The organism is Pseudomonas sp. PME37.24/006 (genome assembly GCF_055556635.1).
In genome coordinates this window covers 417,523-440,325 of sequence record NZ_JBVHNL010000002.1, presented here as the reverse complement: position 1 = coordinate 440,325, position 22,803 = coordinate 417,523, and the positions used below count along the sequence as shown (strand labels likewise).

Below are 22,803 nucleotides of genomic sequence, written 5' to 3'. Positions count from 1 at the left end.
GAGCATTCCGAGCCTGTTTTTAACGCGGTAGGGCCGACGCGCAGCAGATCATGAACAGGTTCTCAGGAGGCGTCGGCGGCCTTGCGCGGGGCTTTGGTGGCAGTGGTTTCGATCAAGCCATCGGCACGGAACATGGCCTTGATGCCACGCACCGCCTGGCGGATACGATCCTGGTTCTCGATCAGGGCGAAGCGCACATGGTCGTCGCCGTAATCACCGAAACCGATGCCCGGCGACACGCAGACCTTGGCTTCGGCCAGCAGCTTCTTGGCGAACTCCAGGGAGCCAAGCTGCGCGTAGGCCTCGGGAATCTTCGCCCACACGTACATCGAGGCCTTGGGGTTCTCGACCATCCAGCCCAGCTCGTGCAGGCCCTTGACCAGCACGTTGCGGCGCTGGCGATACTGCTCGGCAATATCCAGCACGCACTGCTGGTCGCCTTCCAGCGCAGCGATGGCCGCGACCTGCAGCGGTGTGAAGGTGCCGTAGTCGTGGTAGCTCTTGATCCGCCCCAGGGCGTTGACCAGCTCCGGGTTGCCGACCATGAAGCCGATCCGCCAGCCGGCCATGTTGTAACTCTTGGACAGGGTGAAGAACTCCACGGCGATGTCCTTGGCGCCTGGTACCTGCATGATCGACGGGGCTTTCCAGCCGTCATAGACGATGTCGGCGTACGCCAGGTCGTGGATCACCAGCACGTTGTACTGCTTGGCCAGGGCCACCACGCGCTCGAAGAAGTCCAGCTCCACGCACTGCGCGGTGGGGTTGGAGGGGAAGCCCAGGATCATCATCTTCGGCTTGGGGATACTCTCGCGGATCGCCCGTTCCAGCTCGATGAAGAAGTCCACGCCAGGCACCAGTGGCACTGAACGCACCTGGGCGCCGGCGATCACTGCACCGTAGATATGAATCGGGTAGCTGGGGTTGGGCACCAGCACGGTATCGCCATGATCCAGGGTGGCTAGCATCAGATGCGCCAGGCCTTCCTTGGAACCGATGGTGACGATGGCTTCGCTTTCCGGGTCGATGTCGACCTGATAGCGATCCTGGTACCAGCGCGAGATCGCCCGGCGCAGGCGCGGGATACCACGGGAGGTGGAGTAGCCATGGGTGTCTTCACGCTGAGCGACCTGCACCAGCTTTTCCACGATATGCGGCGGCGTCGCGCCATCGGGGTTGCCCATGCTCAGGTCGATGATGTCCTCGCCACGGCGGCGAGCGGCCATCTTCAGTTCAGCGGTGATGTTGAAAACGTAGGGGGGGAGACGATCGATGCGCGCAAAGCGGCGCGGAGCTTGGTCAGCCATGCTTTCCTCGGAGAACGTAAGCGCCCGGAACCGTCCGAGCGACGTAGGCCACTGCGGTGGCCTGGGCGGACAATAATCTCAGCCGCAGGCTTTGTCGAGAGGCTCTGCACAAACAATCGCGTGCTTTGCACCAGTCGCCCGTGGCCGGCATGAAACGATATCCTTGGCCACGACTCGAACACCGATGCTCACCCTCAGGCAGAGTAAGTCGGCGTCACATCACAACAAACAGAGAGCCGTCATCGAGATGAATCACGGATATATTGCCATGGGCCTGTTCACCGCCAGCCTGGCTTTGTCACTTCCTGCCGTTGCCATGTCCGAGCAGGCGTTTCAGGCCCGCGCCGCTGAAGTGTTCAAGCCGCTGATGGCACAGTACGACGTTGCGGGTCTGGCTGTCGGCGTGACCTGGAAGGGCAAGCATTATGTGTACACCCAAGGTATGGCGGACCGGGCAGCAGCGATTCCGGTCGACTCCGCCACACTGTTCGAGCTGGGTTCGCTGAGCAAGACCTTCAACGTTACCCTGGCGGCACTTGCGCAGCAGCGTTCGCTGTTGTCCCTCGATGACCGGGTGGCGAAGCATATCCCCGAGCTGGACAAACGACCGTTCGGCGCCCTGAGCCTGATGGATCTGGCCACCCACCAGAGCAGCGGCCTGCCATTGCAGCCGCCGGATGAGGCCAAAGACGACGTCAGCCTGATAACCTGGTTGAAACAATGGCAGCCGGTGGCCGGCAGTGGCCATGAGCGCTCTTACTCCAACGTCAGTATCGGCATGCTTGGGCGGATCTCGGCTCAGGCATTCGGGCAGCCCTATGCCCAAGCGCTTCACGACAACGTACTGCAGCCTCTGGCGCTTCAGCATACTTACGTCGAAGTGCCTACTACGCAGATGAAGCATTACGCCTATGGCTACGCGCGTGACAACAACGCGGCGATTCGGGTCAATCCAGGCATGCTCGATGCCGAAGCTTACGGCTTGAAGTCGGATATCGACGACATGCTGCGCTTCGTCGATATCAACCTGGGCGCAGTCGCGATCCCTGAACAGCTTTCCGCCGCCATACAAGCGACGCATCAGGGCGTCACTCGAACATCCGAGTTCACCCAGGCGATGATCTGGGAGCGCTACCCATGGCCGGTTTCCCGTGCGGAGCTGTTAGCCGGCAACGCACCGGCCCTGGCCCTGGAAAGTCAGCCTGCCAGCCGCTTGAGCGACAGAGACACCTCCGATCAGGGCGTACTGTTCAGCAAGACCGGCTCGACCAATGGTTTTGGCGGTTATGTCGCTTTCATCCCCGATGAAGAGATCGGCCTGGTTCTGCTGGCCAACCGCAACGTGCCGTTGGAACCTCGTGTAGATGCGGCCTTCACGCTGCTTCAGCAGGTGTTGAAAGACGAGCGCTAACGTCATGCTCGTATGGCTCAGGCATTTTTCAGGCGCAGCAGCAGGGTGATGAGGGTTTCGATATCCGCATCCGTGGTGCGCCAGGAGCTCACACTCAGGCGGAAGGCCGGTCGACCCTGCCAGACGGTGGCGCCGAACCAGACTGCGCCTGAGTCCTGCGCTGCCTTGAGAATCGCAGCGGTTTGCTCGTCCGAGTCGGCGCGCACCAGCACCTGATTGAGCCGCACCCGGTTGAGTACCTGATAGCCACTGTCACGCAGCGCTTCTGCAACGCGCCCGGCCTGACGGATATGGCGGTCGATCATTTCGCGCAAGCCGTCGCGGCCGAGGCTGGCCAGCGCCGCCCAGATCGCCACGCCGCGCGCGCGCCGGGAAAACTCCAGGGTCAGATTCTTCTGCGAATCCTTCGAGGCCATGGCATAGGCTGCATCGCTGTTCATCGCCGCAGCCAGGGCATCGCCATCGCGACAGATGGCCATGGCGCTGTCGTACGGAGTGTTCAGCCATTTGTGGCCGTCGGTGGTCCAGCTGTCGGCTTGTTCGATGCCTTCGGCTAGCCCAGCCGACGAAGAGGCTCGTGCCCACAGGCCGAATGCGCCGTCGACATGCACCCAGGCACCGGCGGCCTTGGCACGGGGAATCAGTTCGGCGAAGCGGTCGAACTCGCCGGTGTTGACCTCGCCGGCCTGAAGGATCAGCAGGGTGTGGTCATCCAGCTCCGGGAGCCTGGCCGGATCGATGCGGCCATGTTCGTCGACCGGCGCCAGTTGCAGGCGACGCATTCCGAAACCGAGCACGCGCAAGGCCTTTTTCACCGTGATGTGGGCGGTTTCGGAGATCACCGCGCGAATCTCCGGGGCGCCGATCAAACCGTCCTGATCGAAGTCCCAGCCTAGCTTCGCCAGCAACTGGCGGCGTGCTGCGGACAGGCAGGCGAGGGTACAGGCCGTTGCGCTGGTACCGAAGCCGACGGCACTCTCGGTCGGCAGGCCGAGCGCCTCGCAGACCCAGCGGGCTGCGACCTTCTCCAGCTTGTCGGCAACTGGGGAGCCGTCGAATGACGACGCGCACTGATCCCACGCCAGCACCATGCGCTCGGCGGCTGCGGCGGCAGGCAGAGTGGCGCCGATCACGAAACCGAAATAGCGCGGGCCGTTGCTGGTGACGGTGGCGGGCGTGCCCAGTTCGTCGAGCTTGTGTAGCACCTGCTCGGCAAGACTTCCGGTGGTTGGTAGAGGCTGGTCGAAGCCGTCCAGCGCAGCGATGGCGCTTTCCAGCGGGTAGACCCGGCGTTGCCCGATACTGTCGTAATAGGCGAGGGCGCGACGATCGGCGTCGGCCAGTAAAGCGCGTTCATCGGTGTGCATGAGGCTGTTCTCGGCAGGGAAATTCGATGGCTAACCCTAACCGAGCGAGCTGTTTTGCCGGCAGATACAGCCTTCTGGTGCTTTTCCCCTACAGTCGACCGGCCAGTACAGCTGTATCCGGTACAGTTGCCGCCGAGTGTCCGACGTTTCTGCGGTGGTACTGCGTTTTCCTACGCGCATAAAAAAGCCCCGCACCAGGCGGGGCTCTCTAACGCAGGTGAAGCCTTAAGCTTGAACGACCGGGATGTTCGCGTTGGCCGCTGCTTCGCGGAACTCGGCGATCTGGTCGAAGCTCAGGTAGCGATAGATGTCGGCAGCCATGCTGTCGATATTCTTCGCGTATTCCATGTACTCCTCGACGGTCGGCAGCTTGCCCAGGATGGACGCGACAGCGGCCAGCTCGGCAGAAGCCAGGTACACGTTGGCACCATCACCCAGGCGGTTCGGGAAGTTACGGGTCGACGTCGACACAACGGTCGAATTCGGCTCGACACGTGCCTGGTTACCCATGCACAGCGAGCAGCCCGGCATTTCCATGCGCGCGCCGGCCTTGCCGTAGATGCCGTAGTAGCCCTCTTCGGTCAGTTGGTGAGCGTCCATCTTGGTCGGCGGCGACAGCCACAGACGGGTAGGCAGCTGACCCTTGACCTGATCCAGCAGCTTACCGGCAGCGCGGAAGTGACCGATGTTGGTCATGCACGAGCCGATGAACACTTCGTCGATCTTCTCGCCCTGAACGGTCGACAGCAGGCGCGCGTCGTCCGGGTCGTTAGGTGCGCAGAGAACGGGCTCCTTGATATCGGCCAAGTCGATTTCGACGATTTCGGCGTACTCGGCGTCCTTGTCTGCGCTGAGCAGCACAGGGTTGGCCAACCAGGCTTCCATCGCTTGAGCGCGACGCTCCATGGTGCGCGCATCGCCGTAGCCTTCGCTGATCATCCAGCGCAGCAGGGTGATGTTCGACTTCAGGTATTCGGCAATGGCTTTTTCCGGCAGCTTGATGGTGCAACCTGCAGCGGAACGCTCGGCAGAGGCGTCGGACAGCTCGAACGCCTGCTCGACGGTCAAGTCGTCCAGGCCTTCGATTTCCAGGATGCGGCCGGAGAAGGCGTTGATCTTGCCTTTCTTCTCGACGGTCAGCAGACCTTGCTGGATGCCGTAGTAAGGGATGGCATGTACCAGGTCACGCAGGGTGATGCCCGGTTGCAGCTTGCCCTTGAAACGCACCAGAACCGACTCTGGCATATCCAGCGGCATAACGCCGGTGGCTGCGGCGAAGGCGACCAGGCCCGAACCGGCCGGGAAGGAGATGCCGATCGGGAAGCGGGTGTGCGAGTCACCACCGGTGCCGACGGTGTCCGGCAGCAGCATGCGGTTCAGCCAGCTGTGGATGATGCCGTCGCCAGGACGCAGCGACACGCCGCCACGGGTGCGGATGAAATCCGGCAGGGTGTGGTGGGTGGTGACGTCGATCGGCTTCGGATAGGCCGCGGTGTGGCAGAACGACTGCATCACCAGGTCAGCGGAGAAGCCCAGGCAAGCCAGGTCTTTCAGCTCGTCGCGGGTCATCGGGCCAGTGGTGTCCTGGGAACCGACGGTGGTCATCTTCGGCTCGCAGTAGGTGCCCGGACGAACACCTTTGTCTTCCGGCAGTCCGCAGGCCTTGCCGACCATCTTCTGTGCCAGGGTGTAGCCCTTGCCAGTGTCGACCGGCGCTTCTGGCAGCTTGAACAGGTCGGTGGGGCCCAGACCCAGCTCGGCACGTGCTTTTTCGGTCAGGCCACGGCCGACGATCAGCGGGATACGGCCGCCAGCGCGAACTTCGTCGAGCAGAACCGGGGTCTTCATTTCGAAGGTGGTGATGACGTCGTCAGTACCATGCTTGCAAACTTTGCCAGCGTGCGGGTACAGGTCGATCACGTCGCCCATGTTGATGTTCGAGACATCGAATTCGATCGGCAGAGCACCGGCGTCTTCCATGGTGTTGTAGAAGATCGGCGCGATCTTGGAGCCGAAGCAGAAACCGCCAGCACGCTTGTTAGGCACGTACGGAATGTCGTCGCCGAAGAACCACAGCACCGAGTTGGTGGCGGATTTACGCGAGGAACCGGTACCGACCACGTCACCGACGTAGGCAACCGGGAAGCCGTCGCCGTACATCTGGGCGATTTGCTTCATCGGGCCGATGGAGCCTTGTACGTCAGGCACGATGCCGTCGCGGGCCATTTTCAGCATGGCCAGGGCGTGCAACGGGATGTCCGGACGCGACCAGGCATCCGGAGCGGGCGACAGGTCGTCGGTGTTGGTTTCGCCGGTTACCTTGAAAACCCGCAGGCTGATCTTGTCGGCCAGGGTTGGACGCTTCTTGAACCATTCGCCATCGGCCCAGGATTGCAGTACGCCTTGAGCGTGGACATTGCCTGCTTTGGCTTTTTCGGCAACGTCGTGGAACGCGTCGAACATCAGCAGGGTGTGTTTGAGCTGTTCAGCTGCGATGGCGGCCAGTTCGGCGTCATCCAGCAACTCGACCAGGGTCGCGATGTTGTAGCCGCCCTGCATGGTGCCGAGCAGTTCGGTTGCGCGCTTCTTGTCGAGCAGGGGGGAAGTGGCTTCGCCTTTGGCGATAGCGGAGAGGAAGCCGGCTTTAACATAGGCCGCTTCGTCGACGCCTGGCGGCACGCGATTGGTGATCAGGTCGAGGAGGAATTCTTCTTCGCCGGCCGGCGGGTTCTTCAGCAGGTCAACGAGACCAGCGGTTTGTTCGGCGTTTAGCGGCTGGGGCACGATACCCTGGGCGGCACGCTCTGCTACGTGTTTGCGGTAGGCTTCAAGCACAGTTATTACCCTCATCAGTGGTCCCAAATAGGGTGTCCGGGACGCATGCAGGAACGCATTAAACACATCCGCAGCTCAGCCTCATGGGCTGTGCGCGATGGTTTCAATGCTTCCATCCGGAAGCTGCTTTCAAAGTTTTACGCCGGCAGGACGGGGCTGATGAGGGGCTGGCATGGCCGGGGGATGACCATGCCAACATCGACCTGCAGGATCGACTGTGCTCGTGACGCTTTGAAAACAGCTTCCAACGGACATTGGCGCCTTTCGCAAGGCGCGCTGATTCTAGCGGAATACTGGAGCAAAGTTAAGCGAAAGACCCATCATCCTCTGGGGTGTTCCGTATTAGACAAAGGGCTAAGATGTCCCCTTAACAGTCCTGTGTATCGATGTAACGCATGTCCAATCAACCTATCAAGACGCCTTGTGTCGGCCTGTGCTCTACGGTCTTCGGTGATTCCGTGTGCCGCGGCTGCAAGCGCTTCCACCATGAAGTGATCAACTGGAACGGCTACAGCGACGAGGAGAAGCAGTCTGTCTGGCTGCGCCTGGAGATGCTTCTGGTGCAGGTAATGACGGCCAAGCTGGAAGTTTTCGACGAGGGGCTTCTGCTCAAACAGCTGCAGCAGCGGCAGATTCGCTATGTTCCTCACCAGTCGGCGTATTGCTGGGCCTACCAGCTGCTAGCACGTGGTGCTCGGGTGATCACGCAGGTGGACGCCTACGGTATTTCCCTGCTGCCGGAATTTCGCGATTGGGAACTGCCAGATCTGCGTGACGCCATCGACAGAGAGTTCTTCCTGCTCTCCGAGGCACATTTCGAGCGCTACATCGCCCCGCGTTTTCTCAAGGAAGGCATGGAGCTTCGTGTTTAGGCCTGCCAGCTCTTTAGGCCGACGCTGAGCGCATCAATAGCTGGGATCAGTTGTCCTGGGTATCGCTGCGCTCAACCACAGGCTACGGTCGTGTCAAACCCGCAGTCAGGGCTGCTCGACAATTATGGTGTCCCTTCCACGTAAAAGCCCGGCACTTGGCCGGGCTTCCAACGCCGTAGGGCGATCTGTCAGCGGTATTCGCACAGGTAAGCGGTGTCTTGTTCGACCTTCAACTGGAACTTGCTGTCGGCCGGCACGGTGAAACGGCTGCCAGCGGTGAAGGTTTCCCATTTCTCGCTACCCGGCAGCTTCACGGTCAGCGCGCCGGCGATCACATGCATGACTTCCAGCTGATTGGTGCCGAACTCGTACTCACCTGCAGCCATTACGCCGATAGTGGCCGGGCCTTCTGCCATGCCGAATGCGATGGATTTGACGGTGCCGTCGAAATACTCATTGACCTTGAACATGTGCATCCTCGTTAGCGGGCAGAAATAAATGGCTGGCAAGTATGCCCAACACGTTTCGCTGCGTCACCTGCATACGTGCGCCATCATCTGATCATTACCAGCGGTAGCAGGCGGGCAGTATTACGGGCATCGGTCAGTGCGCGGTGTTGCTGGCCGCTGAAAGCGATTCCCGCCAAGTGCAATGCCGCATTCAAACCGACCGGGCGCGCCAATTGGCGCTCTTCGGCGAAGCGTCGCTTGAGGTTCAGGTGTGGCAGAGTCTGCAGGTGGCTGACCAGCTCGTTGTTTTGCCAGTCCTGTTGCAACTGCTTACGGTCGTAATCGCCCCAGCTGCACCAGCCTTGCAGGCGCATTCGATGGGGTTCCAGCCAGCGTTCGAATTGCGGCCAGAGCAGCGGCAGAGTCAGTGCCGAGGCGACATCCGCCTGGCTGATATGGGTTAGCTCACGGCAAAAGCGAGTGAGGTTTGGGCGGCGTAGCGGCCTGACGAAGCGCTGGAAGTGGTCGATCTCGTGACCATTGGCGTTAACCAGGCTGGCGCCAATCTCGATGATTTCCATCTGCTCGATGGGCCAGCCACCTTCTTCCGTGGTGGCTTCCAGATCGATGACCAGCCAATACCCCATAGCTTCTCCTTGTCCGTTAAACCCGGTGCATCTCAGGTGGTGATGAGTGCTGCAGACTCAGACCGATGAATGGCCGCATTCGTGCCATTTGCGAAATGCCATCATGCCTCTTGTCTCTTTCCAAGGCTGGCTATACTTGGCGGCACGGAAGGTATTGTTCCTCTTCGTATGGGTGATAGGTGAGCGTGTTTCATGGATGACTCCGTAGTGTTCTTCGACGATGAGCCTGTTGGCAGCACGCAGCAGCCGGTTTGGCACATTCTCACCGTAGACGATGATCCCGGCTTTCAACGCGCCACGGCTTTCGCCATGAGCGAGATGGAAATTCTTGGGCGGCGTATCGAGATACAGCAGGCTTTCAGCAATCGTCAGGCGGCGATGATTCTCGCCGAACAGCGCGATATCGCCCTGGTTCTGCTCGACGTGGTGATGGAGACCGAGGATGCCGGCCTGCGCTTGGTCAAGACCCTGCGCGAGGTGATCGGCAATGCCGAGATCCGCGTCGTGCTACTCACTGGCGAGCCTGGCATGGCACCTGTGCAGGAGGTCATGCGTGATTACGACATCAACGATTACTGGTCCAAAAGCGAGCTGAGTGCCGAGCGCCTGCGTACGGTGCTGACCGCCGGGCTGCGCAGTTACTCGCAGCTCAAGGCCACCGCCCGCGCCCGTCGTGGCCTGCAGATGATCGTCGAGTCCAGCAATGCGCTGTTTTGTTCGAAGAACACCCGCGAGTTGTCAGCCAAGATCCTCTCCGAGATTGCCTCGTTGCTGGACTTGCAAGCCGAAGGCATCGTCTGCGTCAAGGCGCAGGAGCCTAGCCCCGGCAGCCTTCCCAATGCTCATGTGATCAGCGCCAGCGGGCGCTTTTACGCATCCATCGATGGCGACCTGGATGGGCTGCGCGACGATGCCGTGGCCAGCGCCTTGCGCTGTAGCCTGCAAAAGCAATGCACGCTGCGCTTCGACGATTGCACCGTACTATTTTTTCCGCGCTTTCAGGCCGGCGCTGACTACGCCTGTTACGTAGCGACCGAGCGCACCTTGGATGATACCGAGCTTGAACTGCTCGAGGTCTTCAGTGCCAGTATCAGCCGTGGCCTCTATAACGTCGCGTTGTTCAGCCGCCTGGAGGAGATGGCCTACCAGGACGACTTGCTGAAGATCCCTAACCGCAATGCGCTGATTCGCATGCTCGACATGACGCTTAGCAGTTCGAATAAGGACGAGCGGGTGTTGGTGCTGATCGATATCGACAACTTTTCCGGCGCCAACACCGCTTTCGGGACTGGTTATGGAGATTTCATCCTGGGCCTGGTGGCCAACCGACTGCGCGAGACCTTTGATGGCAGCGTGCTGATCGCCCGGGTACGCGATGATCTGTTTGCCATTCTCGGCCCGGAAGATCAGGTACGCGCCGAGGATATCGTGGCGTTGTTCCGCCGCCCCAATCGCCCTTATGAACTCGGCCAGGTGCATAGCCTGAGCAGCGTGACCCTGTACCTGCGCGATTTTGACGACACCGCCAGCGTCGCGCTTCAGGACGCGCGGCTTACGCTCAAGCAGGCCAAGCAATTGGGCCATGATCAGCATGTGGTGCACGACCGTCAGTTGCAGGGGGCTCACGCCGAATCCTTCCGCTTGTTGCTGGCATTGCGTGATGCGGTGGCCAGCGATCTGATCAGTATCGAGCTGCAGCCCCAGCTGGACATGCGCAGTGGCGTTGTCACTGGTGTCGAAGCCCTGGCTCGCTGGTATCAAGCCGACGGCAAGGCGATACCGCCACTGCAATTCATTCCGCTCGCTGAAGCCACCGGCTACATTCTGCCTCTGGGCGATCTGCTCATGCGCTTGTCGCTGCAAGCGGCCAGGCGCTTGGACGAGGCCGGCTATGGCGACATTCGGGTCGCCATCAATGTCTCGGCAACGCAGTTGCTGCAGCGCGATTTCATCGAGCGCTTCACCCAGCATCTGGAGTCGGCAGGGGTGCGGGCCAGCCAGGTCGAGCTGGAAATCACCGAATCGGTGGCCATGCGTTCGTTCGAGCAGGTCTGTGAGCAGTTGCTGGCCCTGCGCGAGATGGGCGTGAAGGTCGCCATCGACGATTTTGGCACCGGCTTCTCGTCGCTTAGCTACTTGCGGCAACTGCCCGCCGATCGCCTGAAGATAGACCGCAGCTTCGTGGAGGAGCTGCGCGCCGAAGACGATGGTCAGTCGATCGCCGAGGCCATCATCCAGATTGCCCGGCGTGTAGGCATGTCGGTCATTGCTGAAGGCGTGGAAAACCAGGATCAGGTCGAGTGGTTGACGCAACATGAGTGCGTGGAAGCGCAAGGCTACCTGTTTGCCAAACCCATGCCGCTGGAGCGTTTGCTGAGCTGGCTGGGTGAGCGTGCGTACCGGTGATAATCAGCCGAGCGGCAAGGTGGCGCAAAGCGCTGTCAAAACCCCTGCCACGCAACCTGCTGGTTCTGTTTCTACCTTGGTCGCTGCTGATCATTGTGCTCAGCGTACTGCTCTATGACCGTATGCTCAATGATCGCCTCGAACCGCTTCTGGATGCGCAAAGCGACAGCCTGGGGGAGGGCGTCGCCGTTCTGGAACGCCACCTGGCCAGCCTGCGCGGTGATCTGCAGTTCCTCAGCCAGCAACCTTTGCTGACGCGAGCCATCAAGTACGCTTCCAATGACAGCTACGCCGCGTTGAGCGAGCTGTTCGTCGAGTTTTCCAGCAGTCGTGGGGTTTACCAGCGCATCCGTTGGCTCGATGAAACCGGCATGGAGCGCGTTCGTGTCGATGCAGTTTCCGGTGCGGTGCGGGCAGTAGACACAACGGATTTGCAAAATGACTCCGCTGCCTACTATTTCGTGGAAACCATGCACTTGTATCGGGGCGAGTCCTACCTGTCGCGCTTCGACCTCGATCGGCAATATCGGCCTGATGGCTCGATCCGCGCGCTGGTGCCCATATTGCGGGCTGCGGTGCCCGTGTTCAGTGATCGGGGCGAGCGGCGAGGCATCCTGATCCTCGACTACCGAGCCGAACGCCTGCTTGGCCGCTTGCAGGAAACCTCCGCCGCTTATGGTGGCTCGCTGCAACTGCTCGACCATGAAGGCTACTGGATGCTGGGCGAGCGCCCCGAATATGCCTGGGGCTTCATGCTCGGCAAGCCCGAAATGACGCTCGCCAGCCTTCAACCATCGAGCTGGCGACGATTGCAGCAAGAGCAGCGCGGCTCGTTCATCGACTCCGCCGGTTTCTGGGCGTACAACCATTTCCGTCCGGGCGACGGTAACTCGGCGACCATAAACGTGGCGGATCACTGGTTGCTGCTGTCACACCTGCCCGCTGAGAATCTTGATGCCTTGCGTTGGGAAGTGTTGTGGCGGGTACTGCTGTTCTTCGGTGTACTGCAGGGGCTTGGGCTGCTGGTCAGCGTGCGGCGCGCCATCGACGAAGCGGAGCGTTTGCGGGCTGAGCACGAGTTGCATGTCAGCAGCCGAGCCCTGGCCTTCAGCAATGAGCAATTGCAGCGCACCGTCGACCAACTGCAGCGAACCCGGCGCGCCCTGTTGCAGGCGGAAAAGCTGTCGTCTTTGGGCACCATGGTTGCCGGTGTCGCCCACGAACTGAACACTCCAATCGGCGCGGCAAGTGTGGCGGCTTCGACGCTGGAGAAAGCCAGCCAGGAGTTCCAGGCCGGAATGCGTGAGGGCTTGAAGCGCACCACACTGGATCGTTTCGTACAGCGTACCGATGATGGTCTGGGCATCATTCTTACGAGCCTGGAGCGTATGTCGCAGCTTACTCGGGCGTTCAAGCAACTGGCCACCGACCGTGCCAGTACCGAGCGACGTCGCTTCGATCTGCGCGAGTTGGTCGATGAAGTCGTTCTGCTGCTGCAGCCGAAGCTGCGGCAGAGCCCGCACCGTATCGAACTCGACGTCGCGCAAAATCTCATGCTTGACAGCTATCCAGGCCCTCTCGGGCAGATCTTGCAGAACCTCATCGACAACGCTCTGATTCATGCCTTCGATCCGGGCGTTAAAGGGGTGGTGACGGTGCGCTGTGAGGTCGACGAATCCCAAGGGCATTGCGTGATCGAAGTCAGCGATGATGGACGTGGAATGGACGACGACCTGCAGGGCAAGATCTTCGATCCATTCTTCACAACTCGCCGCGGACAGGGCGGCACGGGCCTCGGCCTGCATATCACCCACCAGCTGGCGGTGGATATTCTCGGCGCTCAATTGGATGTAGACAGTGCCCCTGGTCAGGGCTCACGCTTTAGCATTCGCTTGAGCCTGGGCTGACGGCAGGGGCTGCCAGCCTCCCGCCAGGCACGCTAGAATTGCCGCCGCTTAGCGCCGTGTCGTTCGTTCGAGGTTCCTCCCCATGCAATGCCGTCCCGGTTGTGGCGCCTGCTGCATTTCTCCCTCCATCAGTTCCTTCATTCCTGGCATGCCCAACGGCAAACCGGCGGGCCAGCGTTGCGTAAACCTCGACCAGGGCAACCGCTGCACAATCTTCGGTCATCCGGATCGCCCCGCAGTTTGCTCGGCATTTTCGGCAGATCTCGATGTCTGCGGTAATAGCAGCGAGGACGCTATCCGCCTGCTCGCCTGGCTGGAGGGTGCTACGGCAACAGCTGTTTAGGCGCTACAAGAAAACAAGTCAGCCCCGGAGAATGAAATGTCGTTGACCCGATTGTTGGTAGCAAGCACTGCCCTGTGTATCGCGTCTGCCACTCACGCCGAAGGGTGGAGCCTGGTGAAGGACGAAGAGGGCATCAAGGTGTACTTGAGCGACGTGGCCGGTTCACCCTACAAGGCCTATCGCGGCGTGACCCTGATCAAGGCTGATATAAGCAGGCTCAGGGCGCTTCAGGAAGACGTCAAGGCGTCGTGCGCCTGGATTCACGAGTGCCAGGAGCAGCGGCTGCTCAAGAACGAAGGGGACAAGAGCTGGACATACACGCGTTTCAATACTCCATGGCCCGTCACGCCCCGTGATTCGATCATAGAAGTGACGACCGAGCAGGGCGCCGATGGCAGTGTGACCCGCAAGTTGCATGGCGTGCCCGACTACAAGCCGGAAGAGAAAGGCTATGTGCGGGTGGCTGAAGTAGAGGGGCACTGGACGATGACCCCCAAGGCTGACGGCATGGTCGAGGTCATCTACGAAGCACATTCCGACCCGGGCGGCAGCGTTCCTTCGTGGCTCTCCAATAAATTCGTCGTAGAGGCACCGTTCAATACCCTCAAGGGCATGCGGGAAAAGGCCAGTCAGTAGAATGCGCCAGAAATGAAAAGGCCCGCCAATTGGCGGGCCTTTTCACATATGGGTGTAGCCGATCAGTCGTCGCCACCCATGATGCCGAAGATCTGCAGCAGACTGACGAACAGGTTGTAGATCGATACATACAGGCTGATGGTCGCCATGATGTAGTTACGCTCACCACCGTGAATGATCGCGCTGGTCTGATACAGGATGCAGGCCGACGAGAACAGCACGAAGCCAGCGCTGATTGCCAGTTGCAGGCCGCTGATCTGGAAGAAGAAGCTAGCCAGCACAGCACCCAGCAGAACAAAGAAGCCGGCGGTGATGAAACCGCTCAGGAAGCTCATGTCCTTACGGGTAGTCAGCACATAGGCAGACAAACCACAGAACACCAGCGCCGTCATCATGAACGCCGAGCTGACGACTTCAGCACCGTTAGCCATCCCCATGTAACGGTTTAGGATCGGGCCCAGGGTGTAACCCATGAAACCGGTCAGTGCGAAGGCGGACAGCAGACCCCAGCCGGAGTCACGCAGTTTCGCTGTCAGGAAGAACAGGCCGTAGAAGCCGATCAGCACGACGAAAATGTTCGGGTACGGCACATTGGCACGTTGAGCCATGAATGCCACGATGCCACTGAATGCCAAGGTGAGAGCCAGCAAACCGTAGGTATTGCGCAGAACGCTGCTGACTGCGGTTTGTTCAACCCGTGTGGGGTTGTGTGCGTAATCTTGTTCGCGCATGGCGACACTCCTGTAAAGGCTAATGGTTCCGTGACCAAGGTCGGGAGGCATCATAGCAGAGCCTTGGGTACTGCCAAATCAGAGTGTTTGACAGTGTGTTACGTTCCGGTAAGATGCCGACCGCAACCAACAAGGTTGCAAAGGGATGTTTCGGCAAGATGAAGCACCCACGTCGACCTGGAGGGTTGGCAGAGTGGTTGAATGCACCGGTCTTGAAAACCGGCGAACGTTAATAGCGTTTCTAGGGTTCGAATCCCTAGCCCTCCACCAAATACAAAAAAAGGCTTAGGTGAAAACCTAAGCCTTTTTTTGTATTTGGCACTCTTGCTCGGAGCAAAATATGATTACAAGGAGCTTTTCTCTGACATCGTAATTTGCGCTATGCAGCGGTATGGCTATCTATCAGTACCCCAGTGTTCCTTTGAGCTCCGCATACACAGCGGTCATCAGAATCTTGTTTTGCAATTGCGCGGCTGAAAGCCTGCGGGTCGCTACAAGGTTGCATTGCAGATCGAGGCAATCGACCTGCAAGCCGTCAGATGAGGTTTCCGTGACGATGTGATAACGGCCGGCGCTTACGGTCTTGAGCTGCTTGATGAGCATATCCATATGTGTACCCTCGGTATTTACCACTGTCTGGTGATTCAGAGTGGTGCCGTGGGTCTAGCGTTCCGCTTAAATTACAAGGGGTGTCAGCCTGCCAATACCTATGCAGATTGCCTGCCATTGGTTTATTGCAGGTCTCGTGCGAAAGGGTATTTTGAACCCTTTAGAATCTTACTTGGTGCACGGTCAGCGTGTTAGGCCGCGCACCTGTAATTGACGCTTGTAAATTGACGTTTTGAGCTAACTCAGGCGTCAGGTTTTTTGATATGGTGGCAATCTCCCACGCAGTTGCTGTGCGGCGCTCGCACAGATACGAGGTGTTCGTTTGATTAAGGTATTGGTTGTCGATGATCATGACCTGGTTCGCACGGGCATTTCGCGCATGTTGGCTGACATTGAGGGGCTACAAGTCATCGGCCAGGCCAGCTCAGGCGAGGAATCGCTCAAGAAGGTTCGTGAGTTGAAGCCAGATGTCGTCCTGATGGACGTCAAGATGCCGGGTATCGGCGGTCTTGAGGCCACCCGTAAGCTGACCCGCAGCCATCCCGATCTCAAGGTCGTAGCGGTTACCGTGTGTGAAGAAGATCCGTTTCCGACTCGCCTTCTGCAAGCAGGCGCTGCCGGCTATTTGACCAAAGGCGCAGCGCTGGAAGAAATGGTGCAAGCCATTCGCATGGTCTTCTCGGGGCAGCGTTTTATCAGCGCGCAGATTGCTCAGCAGTTGGCCCTCAAATCCTTTCAGCCACAGAGCAGCAATTCGCCGTTCGACCTGCTCTCCGAGCGGGAGATCCAGATCGCCCTCATGATTGCCGGCTGTCAGAAGGTACAGAACATTTCCGACAAGCTTTGCCTGTCGCCCAAGACGGTGAATACCTACCGTTATCGGATTTTCGAGAAATTATCGATCACCAGTGATGTGGAGTTGGCGTTGCTTGCTGTCCGCCACGGCATGGTCGATGCCACAAACTGAAGTCACTCCCGTGTTCGATGCCAGTGCCTTTCTCGCCACCTGCAGCGGTCGCCCTGGGGTGTATCGCATGTTCGATGCAAGCTCGAACCTTCTGTACGTCGGTAAAGCCAAGAACCTGAAGAAGCGTCTTGCCAGCTACTTTCGCAAGACCGGGCTGGCGACCAAGACGTCCGCGCTGGTCGGCAAGATCGCCCAGGTGGAAACCACCATCACCGCCAACGAGACCGAGGCGCTGCTGCTCGAGCAGACGCTGATCAAGGAATGGCGGCCGCCGTACAACATCCTGCTGCGTGACGACAAATCCTATCCGTACGTATTCCTGTCGGACGGTGACTACCCGCGCCTGGACATCCATCGCGGCGCCAAGAACAGTAAGGGCCGCTATTTCGGGCCTTACCCGAGCGCGGGTGCGATCCGGGAAAGTCTGGCGCTATTGCAGAAGACTTTTCTGGTGCGCCAATGTGAAGACAGTTACTTCAAGAACCGCACGCGGCCCTGCCTGCAATACCAGATCAAACGGTGCAAGGCGCCTTGTGTCGCCCTCGTCGAACCGGCCGAGTACGCCGAGGATGTGCGTCACTCGGTGATGTTTCTAGAAGGGCGCAGCAATGCCTTGAATGCCGAGCTGTCCACAAACATGCACCAGGCCTCTATGGCACTGGATTTCGAGAAAGCCGCCGAACTGCGTGACCAAATGGCGCTGCTGCGCCGCGTGCAGGACCAGCAAAGCATGGAGGGTGGTACCGGCGACGTCGATGTCATCGCGGCCATGGTCAACCCAGGTGGCGCCTGCGTACATCTAATCAGCGTGCGTGGCGGGCGCGTGCTTGGCAGCAAGAATTTCTTCCCCCAGGTGGCGATCGAAGAAGAGGCCCAGGATGTGCTCGTGGCGTTTCTCGGTCAGTACTACCTGGGCAGTCAGGAGCGCGATCTGCCGACCGAACTGATCGTCAATGCGCCCCATGAGGACTATCCCGTGCTGATCGCCGCCATTCAGGAGCTGCGTGGGCGTGAGCTGGGCATCAGCTACCGTGTCCGTGGCACCAGAGCACGCTGGCAAGCCCTGGCCGTGACTAACGCCGAGCAGGCGCTGGGCGCCAGACTAGCTAACCGTGCGCACATGGCAGGGCGTTTCGATGCGCTGGCCGAAGCTCTGGACATGGACGAAGTGCCGCAACGTCTAGAGTGCTTTGACATCAGTCACTCCAGCGGCGAGGCGACCGTGGCCTCTTGCGTGGTGTTCGGCCCCGAAGGCCCGATCAAATCCGACTACCGGCGCTACAACATCGAAGGCGTGACCGGCGGTGACGACTACGCCGCCATGCACCAGGCGCTGACCCGCCGCTTCAGCAAAGTTAAGCAGAACGAGGGTAAGTTGCCGGACATCCTGTTGGTCGATGGCGGCAAGGGCCAGTTGGCCATGGCGCGCGAAGTGCTGACCGAGCTGGAGGTGCCAGAGTTGATTCTGCTGGGTGTAGCCAAAGGCACTACGCGTAAGCCCGGCCTGGAAACCCTGTACCTGAACGACGCCGCACATGAATTTACCTTGCCGGGCAATTCACCGGCCCTGCACCTGATACAGCAGATTCGAGACGAATCGCATCGTTTTGCCATCACAGGGCACCGTGCCCGTCGCGGCAAGACGCGACGTACCTCAACTCTGGAAGAAGTGGCCGGAGTAGGGCCGAAACGTCGCCGTGAACTGCTTAACCACTTTGGTGGTCTGCAAGAGTTGTCCCGTGCCAGTGCTGAAGAGATCGCTAAAGCACCCGGCATTAGTAAAAAGCTGGCAGGGTTGATTTATGCTGCCCTGCACAGCGAGTAGAATGCTGCCTCACCTAACCGCCCAGTCGAGCCGATGAATATCCCCAACCTCCTAACGGTGCTCCGCGTTCTGCTGATCCCGATCTTCATTTTGTTGTTCTACATGCCATTCTCATGGAGCTACTGGGCTGCCAGCGCGGTATTCGCCTTTGCCGCCGTGACCGATTGGCTCGATGGCTACCTGGCGCGTCGCTGGGAGCAGAGCACGCCGTTCGGCGCCTTCCTCGACCCTGTTGCGGACAAGCTGATGGTTGCCACCGCCTTGGTGCTGCTGGTCGCCGAGCACGCCAACCTGTGGCTGACCGTGCCTGCGACCATCATCATTGGTCGTGAAATCGTCGTTTCGGCGTTACGCGAATGGATGGCCGAGCTGGGGGCAAGAGCGCATGTTGCGGTGTCCAACCTGGCCAAGTGGAAGACCGCCGCGCAAATGGTGGCGCTGGTAATCCTGCTCGGTAACCCGCCGCTGTTCGGTTTCTGGGTACTGGTCGGTTATATGCTGCTGATTATCGCGGCTGTGCTCACCTTGTGGTCGATGGTGCAATACCTGCTGGCCGCCTGGCCGCACCTCAGCGTGACCGCAGAAAAGAAATAACTTTTTTGAATCAAGAGCTTGACTGGGCGTTGCGAAGCTATAGAATGGCGCCCGTCGATAAGACAAGCGGGAATAGCTCAGTTGGTAGAGCACGACCTTGCCAAGGTCGGGGTCGCGAGTTCGAGTCTCGTTTCCCGCTCCAATTTAAACGGGCCGTCTAGTACGGCCTGTTCAGTTTAAAGGCTGAGTAGCAGAGTGGTTATGCACCGGATTGCAAATCCGTGAACGCCGGTTCGATTCCGACCTCAGCCTCCAAACAGAAAGCCCCGTAGTTAATAGCTACGGGGCTTTTTTGTGTCTGTTTGGATAGTTGTAGTAGTTCACGCACGCTGTACGTGATATCCAAACTGGTGACTTGTATATCCATCAAGGGGAGGCGCTACCCTGTTGGATACTACTGGGGTGGGGCGCTTGTCGGGGCGTGCCAATCAGCCATTCATCAGTTTGATCCACCGGTAGCAGCAGTACAGTAACGCTGGTGCTATGGAGAGGGAGAGGCTTACGCCAAGAGAGAGCCCGACCACAAAGTGGATCACGACGAAAACCACAACGGCGAACGCAAGCAGCGCCGTGGTGAGCCCATCCACCAAGGCAACATCTTCTGCGGCCTTGTTCCAGGTGTTTTCCGGGCGATTCTTCAGCGAGCGTTTTTTGCGCACGAGCCAGACGTCAGTGACGAAATCCATCACCCACTCGATCAGCCCGCCGATAAATACCAACATACTCACTCCCTGAAACTGTCTTCAATGATCCTGATCGTGAGATATAGCTGAGTCAATGGCGAAAGGCATCGGTATTTATGTGGGGCGCGTCGCAGAAAATGAAAGGCCAGTCTTTGGCGTAAGCGCGTCAAGCCGCAGCGTTTAATAGGGGCGATGCAATGAGAGCCATCGCATCGCGCCTACGACAGGCTCCTGCATTGATAGCCGATCATCATCAACCCTTAGCTCTTACGATCCGGCCAGCCTTTACCTCGCCAGCATATTTGTTGAGCCGATCCTCGCCGTTGATCAGCACGCCGACCATGCGAAGAATGGCCCAGGCATCTGCTTCGTTCTCTGTGCCTCTGAGGCGTTCTGCAATTTTGACCAGGTCGACGGATGCCCATTTCAGGTCTTCTGCGACTGCTTTGAGGTCTTGTTTCAATATCTGAGTTTGACGCTGTCCCATGTTGCCTCTTTCGTATTTGTTGATTCTTTAGTTGCCCATAATGATCCGGCACCACTTCTTATCCGGCATGAGGCAAGTTTGGAGCTGCTCAGCCTCGACCTATCCTGGATTGCCAAGTATTGTACTTATGGCCTGCGGTAACCGTTATGCCCCTGATCGCGACTCCCAATGCCTCCGAAACTGAAACATCCGCCAGCGATTACATGATGTTCGGCACGCCGATGGAGCGCCTGGATTTCTACCGCCGGGAAGTTCATCACGAGACGGGCCAGTTATCGAGCCGTACCAACGTCTGTAGGCACGGTCGTTTCTGATGATCGTCAGTTCGCTGAGCGCATGGCCTTGCATCAGGGCCTCTGCGGCGATCATCGGGCACTGGCAATTTAAGTAGGACACGCTGCTGCGCAGTGAGCCGCGGTTCGGGCATGTCTATGATGATTCGCCGCTATTCTGCGAAACCGAGGCGTGTGAAGAGCGTTATCGCAAGTCGCTGTTGTTCTCGCTGCGCTCGCCATGGATGTTCAGCAGGTTCTGGGGGATTCTGGGCGCGTTCTCGGTGGTGCAGTTCGCCACAGCCCACATCTGAAATGGCCGAATGATAGAGCGAGGCGGGCGCGTCGCATTCACTTCACCGGCTCGGGCCCCGCGTGGGCGGGGCCGCATCTCGTTAACCAGACAGGCTTAGCGTGTGCCTGTCTTGAGGCCATCGAGATAGTCGATATTGGGCTCCTGCGCCTTCTTGCCAGGCTTGGCAGTGGTCTGCAGTTCGCTTTTGAGCTTCGCTTGCAGTGCGTCGATCAGCAGAGACTGGCGCGCCTGGCCTTCGAGGTGGGCTTCGATGGCCTGGATTATCTCGGTGTTCATGCTGGTGTAATTCTCGTTGGCCAGGTCTTCAATACGCTTACGCATTCCGTCCGGCAAACGAACCACGAACTTATCAGCAGTACGAGCGTTGAATACTGGTTTGGTCACGGTAGGCTGCTCCATGTTGGGTGGTAATAGCTATTTGATGCCATGCAGCACAATAGTTCATATCCCTGGACGATCGGCTGTTTATTCATGTTGCTGTGGGACGTATCACGCCGGAAAAGCGAATGGCGTAACATCAGGGCAGTCATCAATGGTTGGAGGTAAGGATGTTCAGCGCAATTGACTGGATCTATCTTGTGGTACTGGCCGTGCTAGCCATCAGCGTGCTCTATGCCTACTTCAGGCCTGCCGCGAAAAAGCGCAAGGCCGAAAGCGACTCCAGCAGCTCCAGTGGCGGCTCTGGCGGTACCATGATTACCGACAACGATGTCTCGGCGGATTCTGGCGGTGGTGGCGACGGCGGCGGCGGGGGAGATTGAGCAGGGTGCATTCGCTCTCGTGTTCTGCGGCAAATATTTCGCTCCGACGCTTGATGATCGAATGATTCGAATTACGGCATAGTGATATTGCATGCCAACCTGGCTGGGCATCCGGTGCTTGTTCCAAGAATGACGCCCACCAACATACTTATCGTACTGGCCACGTGATCGGCAGGCGCTAGCCCTACGGCGAGATAGGGTCACTGGCCGGGAAGGTTTCCTTGAGCGCTTTATCCATCTTCGCCTTCCTACCTTGCGCCTGGCGGCTGATAGTCACTTCATCGTGGTCTGCGGCGGGGGCGTGTCGCTCTCATGGCGCTCCCTTTTTTCAGCGCAGCTCAGAAAGTCCTTGAGCTGACAATTACCGGTAATGCCACGCTGGGCGATCAGCGCCGCGATCTTGATCAGCCCGACGACTCCATCCTGCCTGATACCACCGACTGCACTCACCATGCCTACGGCTAGTGAGAGCAAGCGCTCGGTACCTTCAACATTGTTGTACGCGTGCATGTGACACCTCATCTGGATGTACCTCCGCATGGAGTTAACGCAACAGTGAAGAGTGTCGCAGGGGCAATGTCCCGGGTGGCTTACCAACGGTTGAATTGCGTGGCGCCGCGGGATTTCGATCGACCATGCCGACTAGCCGACAGGCGGGACAGAAAGTCCTCATGACAGTCTATTTGCGCGAACTAAACTTCGAGGGTCATCACAGTGAGGAAGGAGTTTCCAAGATGATGTCCATTCTCGAGCAGCGCCGCATCGTCGAATGCGCATTTCTACCATTGGTTTGTAGTTGCACCATCGATGCCAATGAGTCGGTGACTATCCAGATCCAGGATCCTGTCACCGCGCAGATTTATCTGAATGTCACCGGAATATCGCGTGCAGAGCTCTCGACATCACGGCAAATATCCCAATTGGTGATACAGCTGCGTCAGGATCTGCGCACGCTGAATTCAGGGAGTGATCGCAAGGAGGCCTGATGCCGTCAGCCGCGCTCCCGATCAGACAGAGTGAACTGCCTCCACATCCCGCAGCCTCAGTTAGCAGTACTGACTATTGAAGAGGATGACGATATGGACGGTGGAAAATTCGATGGCCTCGATCTCGAGCGCTTCCATTCGCTGCTGGCGCAAGAGCTGGGGCTGACGGAGGATGAGCTGGAAACCTGGATGGTGGAAGAGCGCGAGCGGGTCGACGAGGACGGCCAGTTGATCGGCCACGCCGTCACCTTCAAGCACGATATGCCCTTCGATCTGCGTGCTCGCGTGCGCGGCATGGCCGGCGATCATGTCGCCCATACCGGGCTCATCGAGCTGGACTCCTAAGTGCTTGATAGTGCTGATCGGCAAAAAACCTGAACTCTGGCGACTGG

General features: G+C 59.0%; 23 protein-coding genes, 3 tRNA genes and 1 pseudogene. 16 read left to right on the top strand and 11 right to left on the bottom strand.

Features of this window, described 5'->3' with window-relative positions:
- Positions 1-62: 62 nt before the first annotated feature.
- A complete protein-coding gene (gene alaC / locus ACZ3GY_RS07550) occupies positions 63-1,307 on the bottom strand; it encodes an alanine transaminase (RefSeq protein ID WP_465909531.1) in 1,245 nt (414 codons plus the stop codon).
- A gap of 268 nt (positions 1,308-1,575) precedes the next feature.
- Between alaC and ampC the strand changes: the two genes are divergently transcribed.
- On the top strand, positions 1,576-2,718 hold the full coding sequence (gene ampC / locus ACZ3GY_RS07545; RefSeq protein WP_465909530.1) for a class C beta-lactamase: 1,143 nt from the start codon (positions 1,576-1,578) through the stop codon (positions 2,716-2,718).
- Between the two features lie 17 nt (positions 2,719-2,735).
- Here the strand turns inward: ampC and ACZ3GY_RS07540 are convergent, their stop codons facing one another.
- Together ACZ3GY_RS07540 and acnB are read right to left on the bottom strand one after the other, a co-directional pair.
- Positions 2,736-4,085: a pyridoxal phosphate-dependent decarboxylase family protein gene (locus tag ACZ3GY_RS07540; RefSeq protein WP_465909529.1), complete on the bottom strand. Its 1,350-nt coding sequence runs from the start codon at positions 4,083-4,085 to the stop codon at positions 2,736-2,738.
- A 225-nt stretch (positions 4,086-4,310) separates the two neighbouring features.
- Positions 4,311-6,920 carry a bifunctional aconitate hydratase 2/2-methylisocitrate dehydratase gene (gene acnB / locus ACZ3GY_RS07535; RefSeq protein ID WP_225839719.1) on the bottom strand — a complete coding sequence of 870 codons (2,610 nt, stop codon included), beginning with the start codon at positions 6,918-6,920 and terminating at the stop codon, positions 4,311-4,313.
- A gap of 395 nt (positions 6,921-7,315) precedes the next feature.
- On the opposite strand from acnB, the gene ACZ3GY_RS07530 reads away from it, so the two are divergent.
- Positions 7,316-7,792: a DUF1289 domain-containing protein gene (locus tag ACZ3GY_RS07530; protein WP_225832476.1), complete on the top strand. Its 477-nt coding sequence runs from the start codon at positions 7,316-7,318 to the stop codon at positions 7,790-7,792.
- Between the two features lie 188 nt (positions 7,793-7,980).
- Here ACZ3GY_RS07530 and ppnP read toward each other — a convergent pair whose 3' ends face one another.
- Both ppnP and ACZ3GY_RS07520 read right to left on the bottom strand, forming a co-directional pair.
- Complete coding sequence (ppnP, locus tag ACZ3GY_RS07525; protein ID WP_463564793.1) at positions 7,981-8,262, bottom strand: pyrimidine/purine nucleoside phosphorylase; 282 nt, start codon at positions 8,260-8,262, stop codon at positions 7,981-7,983.
- A gap of 83 nt (positions 8,263-8,345) precedes the next feature.
- Positions 8,346-8,888: a 3'-5' exonuclease gene (locus tag ACZ3GY_RS07520; protein ID WP_463564794.1), complete on the bottom strand. Its 543-nt coding sequence runs from the start codon at positions 8,886-8,888 to the stop codon at positions 8,346-8,348.
- A 192-nt stretch (positions 8,889-9,080) separates the two neighbouring features.
- On the opposite strand from ACZ3GY_RS07520, the gene ACZ3GY_RS07515 reads away from it, so the two are divergent.
- The 4 genes from ACZ3GY_RS07515 (at position 9,081) to ACZ3GY_RS07500 (ending at position 14,180) form a co-directional block, all read left to right on the top strand.
- Positions 9,081-11,294 (top strand): putative bifunctional diguanylate cyclase/phosphodiesterase, encoded by a 2,214-nt coding sequence (locus ACZ3GY_RS07515; RefSeq protein ID WP_465909528.1) that lies wholly within the window; start codon positions 9,081-9,083, stop codon positions 11,292-11,294.
- Positions 11,291-13,201 carry a sensor histidine kinase gene (locus ACZ3GY_RS07510; protein WP_465909526.1) on the top strand — a complete coding sequence of 637 codons (1,911 nt, stop codon included), beginning with the start codon at positions 11,291-11,293 and terminating at the stop codon, positions 13,199-13,201. Before ACZ3GY_RS07515 ends, ACZ3GY_RS07510 begins: the two co-directional genes overlap by 4 nt.
- Before the next feature lie 82 nt (positions 13,202-13,283).
- Positions 13,284-13,544, top strand: a complete 261-nt coding sequence (locus ACZ3GY_RS07505) for a YkgJ family cysteine cluster protein (RefSeq protein ID WP_465909525.1) — start codon at positions 13,284-13,286, stop codon at positions 13,542-13,544.
- 36 nt (positions 13,545-13,580) lie between these two features.
- Complete coding sequence (locus ACZ3GY_RS07500) at positions 13,581-14,180, top strand: START domain-containing protein (protein WP_465909524.1); 600 nt, start codon at positions 13,581-13,583, stop codon at positions 14,178-14,180.
- A gap of 62 nt (positions 14,181-14,242) precedes the next feature.
- Here ACZ3GY_RS07500 and ACZ3GY_RS07495 read toward each other — a convergent pair whose 3' ends face one another.
- A complete protein-coding gene (locus ACZ3GY_RS07495) occupies positions 14,243-14,911 on the bottom strand; it encodes a Bax inhibitor-1/YccA family protein (protein ID WP_042553664.1) in 669 nt (222 codons plus the stop codon).
- A gap of 179 nt (positions 14,912-15,090) precedes the next feature.
- On the opposite strand from ACZ3GY_RS07495, the gene ACZ3GY_RS07490 reads away from it, so the two are divergent.
- A tRNA-Ser gene (locus tag ACZ3GY_RS07490) sits at positions 15,091-15,181 on the top strand.
- A 132-nt stretch (positions 15,182-15,313) separates the two neighbouring features.
- On the opposite strand, the gene ACZ3GY_RS07485 is transcribed toward ACZ3GY_RS07490, so the two are convergent.
- A complete protein-coding gene (locus tag ACZ3GY_RS07485) occupies positions 15,314-15,520 on the bottom strand; it encodes a hypothetical protein (protein ID WP_465909523.1) in 207 nt (68 codons plus the stop codon).
- A gap of 322 nt (positions 15,521-15,842) precedes the next feature.
- Between ACZ3GY_RS07485 and gacA the strand changes: the two genes are divergently transcribed.
- The 5 genes from gacA to ACZ3GY_RS07460 all read left to right on the top strand — a co-directional run bounded on the left by gacA (position 15,843) and on the right by ACZ3GY_RS07460 (position 19,161).
- The gene (gacA, locus tag ACZ3GY_RS07480) at positions 15,843-16,487 is read left to right on the top strand and encodes a response regulator transcription factor GacA (RefSeq protein WP_463564801.1); all 645 of its coding nucleotides are present in this window, start codon (positions 15,843-15,845) and stop codon (positions 16,485-16,487) included.
- Complete coding sequence (gene uvrC, locus ACZ3GY_RS07475) at positions 16,474-18,312, top strand: excinuclease ABC subunit UvrC (RefSeq protein WP_465909522.1); 1,839 nt, start codon at positions 16,474-16,476, stop codon at positions 18,310-18,312. Before gacA ends, uvrC begins: the two co-directional genes overlap by 14 nt.
- A 33-nt stretch (positions 18,313-18,345) precedes the next feature.
- A complete protein-coding gene (pgsA, locus tag ACZ3GY_RS07470) occupies positions 18,346-18,906 on the top strand; it encodes a CDP-diacylglycerol--glycerol-3-phosphate 3-phosphatidyltransferase (RefSeq protein WP_463564803.1) in 561 nt (186 codons plus the stop codon).
- A 66-nt stretch (positions 18,907-18,972) separates the two neighbouring features.
- Positions 18,973-19,048: transfer RNA gene (locus ACZ3GY_RS07465), tRNA-Gly, on the top strand.
- 39 nt (positions 19,049-19,087) lie between these two features.
- Positions 19,088-19,161: transfer RNA gene (locus ACZ3GY_RS07460), tRNA-Cys, on the top strand.
- 173 nt (positions 19,162-19,334) lie between these two features.
- Here ACZ3GY_RS07460 and ACZ3GY_RS07455 read toward each other — a convergent pair.
- Together ACZ3GY_RS07455 and ACZ3GY_RS07450 are read right to left on the bottom strand one after the other, a co-directional pair.
- The gene (locus tag ACZ3GY_RS07455) at positions 19,335-19,628 is read right to left on the bottom strand and encodes a hypothetical protein (RefSeq protein WP_463564804.1); all 294 of its coding nucleotides are present in this window, start codon (positions 19,626-19,628) and stop codon (positions 19,335-19,337) included.
- Positions 19,629-19,842: 214 nt separating this feature from the next.
- The gene (locus ACZ3GY_RS07450) at positions 19,843-20,076 is read right to left on the bottom strand and encodes a hypothetical protein (RefSeq protein WP_225832446.1); all 234 of its coding nucleotides are present in this window, start codon (positions 20,074-20,076) and stop codon (positions 19,843-19,845) included.
- A 146-nt stretch (positions 20,077-20,222) separates the two neighbouring features.
- On the opposite strand from ACZ3GY_RS07450, the pseudogene ACZ3GY_RS07445 reads away from it, so the two are divergent.
- Positions 20,223-20,662: pseudogene (locus ACZ3GY_RS07445) on the top strand (hypothetical protein).
- Between the two features lie 95 nt (positions 20,663-20,757).
- On the opposite strand, the gene ACZ3GY_RS07440 reads toward ACZ3GY_RS07445, so the two are convergent.
- Positions 20,758-21,048 (bottom strand): Arc family DNA-binding protein, encoded by a 291-nt coding sequence (locus tag ACZ3GY_RS07440; protein ID WP_463564805.1) that lies wholly within the window; start codon positions 21,046-21,048, stop codon positions 20,758-20,760.
- A gap of 164 nt (positions 21,049-21,212) precedes the next feature.
- Between ACZ3GY_RS07440 and ACZ3GY_RS07435 the strand changes: the two genes are divergently transcribed.
- On the top strand, positions 21,213-21,425 hold the full coding sequence (locus ACZ3GY_RS07435; protein ID WP_465909521.1) for a hypothetical protein: 213 nt from the start codon (positions 21,213-21,215) through the stop codon (positions 21,423-21,425).
- 273 nt (positions 21,426-21,698) lie between these two features.
- Here the strand turns inward: ACZ3GY_RS07435 and ACZ3GY_RS07430 are convergent, their stop codons facing one another.
- Positions 21,699-21,935, bottom strand: coding sequence for a YgaP family membrane protein (locus ACZ3GY_RS07430; RefSeq protein WP_465909520.1), 237 nt, complete (start codon positions 21,933-21,935; stop codon positions 21,699-21,701).
- Positions 21,936-22,159: 224 nt separating this feature from the next.
- Between ACZ3GY_RS07430 and ACZ3GY_RS07425 the strand changes: the two genes are divergently transcribed.
- Entirely contained in the window at positions 22,160-22,411 is a 252-nt protein-coding gene (locus tag ACZ3GY_RS07425; RefSeq protein ID WP_463564808.1) for a DUF1652 domain-containing protein, read from the top strand.
- 93 nt (positions 22,412-22,504) lie between these two features.
- Complete coding sequence (locus ACZ3GY_RS07420; protein WP_463564809.1) at positions 22,505-22,756, top strand: hypothetical protein; 252 nt, start codon at positions 22,505-22,507, stop codon at positions 22,754-22,756.
- The last annotated feature ends 47 nt before the right edge of the window (positions 22,757-22,803 follow it).

Coding starts and splice junctions, on each gene's coding strand:
- ACZ3GY_RS07530 (WP_225832476.1), top strand. CDS start 7,316: ATGTCCAATCAACCTATCAAGACGCCTTGTGTCGGCCTGTGCTCTACG.
- ppnP (WP_463564793.1), bottom strand. CDS start 8,262: ATGTTCAAGGTCAATGAGTATTTCGACGGCACCGTCAAATCCATCGCA.
- ACZ3GY_RS07430 (WP_465909520.1), bottom strand. CDS start 21,935: ATGCACGCGTACAACAATGTTGAAGGTACCGAGCGCTTGCTCTCACTA.
- ACZ3GY_RS07515 (WP_465909528.1), top strand. CDS start 9,081: ATGGATGACTCCGTAGTGTTCTTCGACGATGAGCCTGTTGGCAGCACG.
- ACZ3GY_RS07425 (WP_463564808.1), top strand. CDS start 22,160: ATGATGTCCATTCTCGAGCAGCGCCGCATCGTCGAATGCGCATTTCTA.
- ACZ3GY_RS07505 (WP_465909525.1), top strand. CDS start 13,284: ATGCAATGCCGTCCCGGTTGTGGCGCCTGCTGCATTTCTCCCTCCATC.
- ACZ3GY_RS07455 (WP_463564804.1), bottom strand. CDS start 19,628: ATGTTGGTATTTATCGGCGGGCTGATCGAGTGGGTGATGGATTTCGTC.
- ACZ3GY_RS07495 (WP_042553664.1), bottom strand. CDS start 14,911: ATGCGCGAACAAGATTACGCACACAACCCCACACGGGTTGAACAAACC.
- ACZ3GY_RS07420 (WP_463564809.1), top strand. CDS start 22,505: ATGGACGGTGGAAAATTCGATGGCCTCGATCTCGAGCGCTTCCATTCG.
- ACZ3GY_RS07540 (WP_465909529.1), bottom strand. CDS start 4,085: ATGCACACCGATGAACGCGCTTTACTGGCCGACGCCGATCGTCGCGCC.
- uvrC (WP_465909522.1), top strand. CDS start 16,474: ATGCCACAAACTGAAGTCACTCCCGTGTTCGATGCCAGTGCCTTTCTC.
- ampC (WP_465909530.1), top strand. CDS start 1,576: ATGGGCCTGTTCACCGCCAGCCTGGCTTTGTCACTTCCTGCCGTTGCC.
- ACZ3GY_RS07450 (WP_225832446.1), bottom strand. CDS start 20,076: ATGGGACAGCGTCAAACTCAGATATTGAAACAAGACCTCAAAGCAGTC.
- ACZ3GY_RS07435 (WP_465909521.1), top strand. CDS start 21,213: ATGTTCAGCGCAATTGACTGGATCTATCTTGTGGTACTGGCCGTGCTA.
- ACZ3GY_RS07485 (WP_465909523.1), bottom strand. CDS start 15,520: ATGGATATGCTCATCAAGCAGCTCAAGACCGTAAGCGCCGGCCGTTAT.
- ACZ3GY_RS07520 (WP_463564794.1), bottom strand. CDS start 8,888: ATGGGGTATTGGCTGGTCATCGATCTGGAAGCCACCACGGAAGAAGGT.
- pgsA (WP_463564803.1), top strand. CDS start 18,346: ATGAATATCCCCAACCTCCTAACGGTGCTCCGCGTTCTGCTGATCCCG.
- ACZ3GY_RS07500 (WP_465909524.1), top strand. CDS start 13,581: ATGTCGTTGACCCGATTGTTGGTAGCAAGCACTGCCCTGTGTATCGCG.
- alaC (WP_465909531.1), bottom strand. CDS start 1,307: ATGGCTGACCAAGCTCCGCGCCGCTTTGCGCGCATCGATCGTCTCCCC.